Below are 5249 nucleotides of genomic sequence, written 5' to 3' on the forward strand. Positions count from 1 at the left end.
GCGGCGCATCGCGAGCTGCGCTCGCTCCTACGTTTGTTTCGGGCCAATTAGCCTGCGCTGTTTGCACGCGGACCCCTGACGCGTGATCCACGGCAAACACAAAAATAGACAACCTACTAGTCGTAGGTTACCTTTGGTAGGTAATCCGCCATCCATCCAAGGACCCTACCCATGCACACCCTGATCGTCACCGCCCACCCGGACCCTCACTCACTCACCCATGCCATCGCCCAAACGATCGCCGAAAGCCTCACAGCCTCCACCCCGCAGCACACTGCCGAACTCGCCGACCTGACCACCGAGGGCTTCGACCCCCGTTTCAACCTGGCGGACCACCAGCTGTTTCTCAAGCAATCCCCACCCCCCGCTGATGTCGCAGTTGAACAGCGACGGCTCGACCGCGCCGACGCACTGGTGCTGGTTTACCCCATCTACTGGTGGTCTTTTCCGGCCCTGCTCAAAGGCTGGATCGATCGCGTGTTCGCCCAAGGCTGGGCCTACCAGGACAACAACGATGGCAAGGTGACCAAGAAGCTGCAACGCCTGCAGGTGCACCTGGTGGCCATCGGAGGTGCCGACCAGGGCACCTACCAGCGCCATGGCTACGGCGCGGCCATGAACACCCAGATCGACCACGGCATCTTCGATTACTGCGGCGCACCGGTGCGCAGTTCCACCGTGCTGCTGCCATCTGAAGGTGACTATGCCCGGGCTCATCTGGAAACCGCCCAGGCCATCGGTGCCAGCATCTTCGCTTCCCAGAGCTGAACCACAGTGGGACAATCGCGCCCATGACCGACCTAACCCCACCCGCACGCCGGCGCCTGCCCCGCGAAGCACGTACCCGCCAGTTGCTGGAAACCTCCTGGACATTGATTGCCGACGAGGGGACCGATGCGCTGACCCTGGGCCGACTGGCCGACGCGGCGGGCGTGACCAAACCGGTGGTCTACGACCACTTCGGTTCCCGCGAGGGCTTGCTGGCTGCGCTGTATGAAGACTACGACGTCCGCCAAACGGCCTTGTTCGATAGCGCCATCGGAGCCGCGCAACCTACGTTGCCAGACAAGGCTGCGGTGTTTGCCAGCGCTTACGTAGATTGTGTGATGACCCAGGGCCGTGAGATTCAGGGGGTGCTGGCAGCCCTCAGCGGGTCGCCTCAACTGGCGGCGGTCAAGCGCAAGTACCAGACAGCCCTGCTGCAGAAGTGCGCCGGCATATTTGCCCCCTTCGCTGTCACAGGCGGCGTTTCCGAGGCCGGCCTGTGGGTTGTGCTAGGTGCCGCAGACGCCGTGTCGGAAGCTGCCGTGTCGGGGGAGATCACTGCTGACCAGGCAAAAGAGGCATTGCACCACACCGTGATCGAGGTGGTGCAGCGCACCAGGTGAAGGCCGACGAGATACCAGCAGGCTGCTCGCCCATCTGCCCTCGTTGGCCACGCTGAAACCTGCTCCAACCCACTCGCCTTTTGTTCAGGGATTATTGTCGCAGTTGAGCTGAGCCAAGGCGCTCGAGATTTATTTCCGGGGCGGTGCATCCATAACCCAACCTGGCGGGTAGTGGTTATCAGGCAGTCAGTGATTGCCATACCCATGACCTTCAAGGAGTGCACACCATGAATCTCAAACCGACCTACGCTCTGCTCGCCACCTGCTTTGCCTTCGGCGTTACCACCGCCCATGCCCAGTCGGGTATACCGGACCCGATCAAGGTGCCCGACGGCCACGTGATCGTGATGAAGACCGTAGGGGTGGGTGAGATCACCTACGAATGCCGCGACAAAGCCAAGGCGCCCGGGCAGACAGAGTGGTTTTTTGTCGGGCCCAAGGCGGTGCTGAAAGACCGGGCCGGCAATACCGTGGGCGACTACTTCGGCCCACCGGCCACCTGGCAAGCCAAAGACGGTTCGAAGGTGACCGGCACCCAACTGGCCGTAGCACCTGCAGCGAAAGCCGATTTGCCCTACCAGTTGGTCAAGGCCAACCCAGCAGAAGGCCAGGGCGCCATGCAGGGGGTGAGTTACATTCAGCGCCTTGCTACCCGCGGCGGTGTCGCTCCGGCCGAGGCCTGTAATGCACAGAACAAAGGCAAGCAGCAGGTCGTCAAGTATCAGGCTGATTACGTGTTCTGGGCAGCGAAGTGACCGGGCACTGACCAGCGCACTGGCCATTGATCATCTACGCTGCAGTCGAGCCCCTGGCCAGCCGGCCCGGGGCGCCGCCCACTGCCCAATGACCGCAAGGAACGCCGCCCATTGAACGCACCTGTTGTTCCTTTTGATTTCGAAGGTTGCCTGGCGGCCTGCGCCAACGGAGACCGCCGTGCATTACAGGCGCTGTACGAACATGAGGGCGCCCGCCTGCTGGGCGTGGCCCAGCGTATCAGCCGTGACCGGGCCACTGCCGAAGACATCGTGCATGACGCCTTCATGCGTATCTGGACCGGTGCCGGCAGTTATGACCCCGCACGCGGTTCGGCGCGCGGCTGGGTGTACAGCGTGACCCGGCACCTGGCCCTGAACTTCATACGCGACAGCCGACGCGAAACGGACCTCGACGACGCAGCCATGGCCGCAACCCCGACAATACCGCCGGAGGTCGAAGCCGCGCACTTGTGGTCCGGCTCCGGGAAGCTTTACCACTGCCTTGAACAGCTGCAACCGGGCCCGCTGCGCTGCATTCTGCATGCCTACGTGGACGGTTGCAGCAATGCCGAAATCGCCACCTTGCTCGGTGCGCCGCTGGGCACGGTAAAGGCGTGGATCAAGCGGAGCCTGAAGGCGCTGAGAGCGTGCATGACATGAACCAGACAGCTGATGATGCCCATGACGACGAGCTTCACGCGCTGGCAGGCGAGTACGTGCTTGGCACCCTCGACGGCGAAGCTCACGCCGCCCTGCACAAGCGCCTGGGCACCGACCCCACCCTGAGGGCTGCCGTGGATGCCTGGGAGGCGCGGCTGCTCGACCTGACCCAACAGGCCCAACCCGTCCCCCCAAGCCCCCGCTTGTGGCGACGTATCGAACGCAGCCTCAGCCAAACCCTGCAGGGCCGGCAGCGCCCTGTTGCACGTGGGTGGAATCGCCTGGGGCTGTGGCAGGGCCTGAGCGCCGCAGGGCTGGCCGCCAGCCTGCTGCTGGCGCTGGCCTTACTGACCCAGGCCCCACCCATGACAAGCTACCTGGTAGTGCTGGCAGCCCCCTCCGGTCAAGCACCAGGCTGGGTGGTGCAAGCCAACGATGCCCGCATGATCGAGTTGCTCCCGTTGGGCGACGATGACGTGCCGCCGGGCATGGCGTTGCAGTTCTGGACCAAGGGTGAGCAATGGCAGGCCCCGGTTTCCCTGGGGTTGGTCAAACCGGGCGAACCCTACCGTGTGCCGCTCAAAGGCTTGCCCGCTGTCGAGCCGAATCAGCTGTTCGAGCTCACCTTGGAGAAAGCCGGCGGCTCACCGACAGGCGCCCCTACCGGGCCAGTGAAGTTCATCGGCCGCGCGGTGAAAGTGATTTGATCAGCCACTCACTCGGCTGGGGTCGCGGCTTCGCTCGCAGCTTGCGCCGCCAGCTTCTCCCGGTCGGCCTTGCTGATGTATTTGGGCTTGGTGCTGCGCGGGGCGAGCTTGGCGCTGGCTTTCTTGGCGTGGGCCTTGAGGAGTTGCTTGATTTTCTTCTGGCGGTTCATGGCTGGCTTCTGGCGGGTTACATGGCGGCCATCATACCCTGCCCCGGGCAACCAGACGTCAACCTCGTCGTAAAACTCAGGGGGCGGTACATGTGGCCGCTGTCCTGTTACAGAGCTGAACCTGTACGCTTCAGGGTCTCAAGCCCAGGACGACGACCATGCACAGCGAGCCCAACCACCCCCCTGCCTCCGACTGGGTCATCCGCAGCGCCCAGCCTGGCAGCGTGGAACGGATCGAAGCCTGGTTCGGCAGCCATGGGTATGACCCGCATCGGCACGACACCTACTCCATTGGCCGTACCCTGGCCGGGGTGCAGAGTTTTCACTACAAAGGCTCGCTGTGCCATGGCGTGCCGGGCAACACGCTGGTGTTGCACCCTGACGAATTGCATGACGGCATGGCCGGCACCGCTGCGGGTTTTCGCTACCGCATGGCCTATATCGACCCGGCGCTGATACAGCAGGTGCTGGGGGGCGAGCCGCTGCCGTTCATTGCTGGCGGCGTGTCCAGCGACCCCCGCCTGTTCAGCGCCAGTCAGGCCTTTGTCCAGGCACTCGACCACCCCCTGGAAAGGCTGGAGGAACAGGACGCCGTGTACGACCTGGCCATGGCCCTGCGCGCCGTGGGCGGTAAGCCGCGTGGGCGCAAGCGCCTGGATTACCGCTCGGCTGAGCGGGCCAGGGCCTTCATCATGGAGCACCAGCAGGCGGGCATAACCCTGGAGATGCTCGAAAAGGCCAGCGGCCGCGAGCAATGGAGCCTGTCCAGAGACTTCCGCGCGTTGTATGGCACCAGCCCTTACCGCTTCGTCACCCTGCGGCGGCTGGACACGGTCCGCAGGCTGCTACTCGATGGCTTCACGCTGGTGGACGCGGCCCTGGCCGCGGGCTTTCACGACCAGAGCCATATGACCCGCCACTTCACCCGCAGTTTCGGGGTGCCCCCCGCCCGCTGGGTTGAGCGCTTGCGCGCTGGGCGTTGAGTTGCAGGATCGTACAAGAAGCCGTTGCGCCCGCTGAGTAGGCTTGGCTCTCCAACAACGGAGAACCCGCCATGCCCGCATCAAAGCAGCAAGCCCCTGCACAGCCTGTGAACCTGAAGGCAAAAGCATCCATGATCGACCAGCAATGGAGCCCCCGGGTGGTCGCGGAAATGAACGACTACCAGTTCAAGGTGGTACGTATCGAGGGCGAATTCATCTGGCATTCGCACCCAGAAACCGATGAGGCGTTTCTGGTCCTGGAGGGCACATTGCGCATCGACCTGCCAGCGGGTTGAGTGTGGGTACAGCCGGGTGAGTTGTTTGTGGTGCCGCGAGGTGTAGAGCACAGGACGGCTGCACAGGGGGAGGCGAAACTGATGATGATCGAGCCACGCGGGGTGCTGAATACGGGCCATGAAGGGGGTGAGCGCACGGCGCAGAACGACCTCTGGATCTAACGCCGCTTCGCGGCCCATCGCCGGCAACTCAACCATTCAACCTGTGGAAGCGGGTTTACCCGCGAAACGTACGCCATAACATGATCTGCGCCTATGAGACCGAGCGCCGCCCGCGCGGCGCATCGCGA

General features: G+C 63.7%; 7 protein-coding genes and 1 pseudogene. 7 read left to right on the top strand and 1 reads right to left on the bottom strand.

The window, feature by feature from the left end:
* Window positions 1-171 precede the first annotated feature (171 nt).
* From IAE38_RS23475 to IAE38_RS23495, 5 genes are all read left to right on the top strand, one after another.
* The gene (locus IAE38_RS23475; RefSeq protein ID WP_201165670.1) at window positions 172-768 is read left to right on the top strand and encodes an NAD(P)H-dependent oxidoreductase; all 597 of its coding nucleotides are present in this window, start codon (window positions 172-174) and stop codon (window positions 766-768) included.
* Between the two features lie 23 nt (window positions 769-791).
* Window positions 792-1388 (top strand): TetR/AcrR family transcriptional regulator, encoded by a 597-nt coding sequence (locus IAE38_RS23480; RefSeq protein ID WP_201219559.1) that lies wholly within the window; start codon window positions 792-794, stop codon window positions 1386-1388.
* Window positions 1389-1615: 227 nt separating this feature from the next.
* The gene (locus IAE38_RS23485) at window positions 1616-2143 is read left to right on the top strand and encodes a DUF3455 domain-containing protein (protein WP_201165672.1); all 528 of its coding nucleotides are present in this window, start codon (window positions 1616-1618) and stop codon (window positions 2141-2143) included.
* A 111-nt stretch (window positions 2144-2254) separates the two neighbouring features.
* A complete protein-coding gene (locus IAE38_RS23490) occupies window positions 2255-2803 on the top strand; it encodes a sigma-70 family RNA polymerase sigma factor (RefSeq protein ID WP_201219561.1) in 549 nt (182 codons plus the stop codon).
* Window positions 2800-3510, top strand: a complete 711-nt coding sequence (locus tag IAE38_RS23495; RefSeq protein ID WP_201219563.1) for an anti-sigma factor — start codon at window positions 2800-2802, stop codon at window positions 3508-3510. The genes IAE38_RS23490 and IAE38_RS23495 overlap by 4 nt, the downstream gene beginning before the upstream one ends.
* 8 nt (window positions 3511-3518) lie before the next feature.
* Here IAE38_RS23495 and IAE38_RS23500 read toward each other — a convergent pair whose 3' ends face one another.
* Window positions 3519-3680, bottom strand: a complete 162-nt coding sequence (locus IAE38_RS23500; RefSeq protein ID WP_080667858.1) for a DUF2986 domain-containing protein — start codon at window positions 3678-3680, stop codon at window positions 3519-3521.
* 158 nt (window positions 3681-3838) lie between these two features.
* Between IAE38_RS23500 and IAE38_RS23505 the strand changes: the two genes are divergently transcribed.
* Together IAE38_RS23505 and IAE38_RS23510 are read left to right on the top strand one after the other, a co-directional pair.
* Window positions 3839-4663: an AraC family transcriptional regulator gene (locus IAE38_RS23505; protein ID WP_201219565.1), complete on the top strand. Its 825-nt coding sequence runs from the start codon at window positions 3839-3841 to the stop codon at window positions 4661-4663.
* 71 nt (window positions 4664-4734) lie between these two features.
* Window positions 4735-5121: pseudogene (locus IAE38_RS23510) on the top strand (cupin domain-containing protein).
* Window positions 5122-5249 lie beyond the last annotated feature (128 nt).

The organism is Pseudomonas sp. S32, assembly GCF_016648095.1.
Taxonomy (GTDB): Bacteria; Pseudomonadota; Gammaproteobacteria; order Pseudomonadales; family Pseudomonadaceae; genus Aquipseudomonas; species Aquipseudomonas parafulva.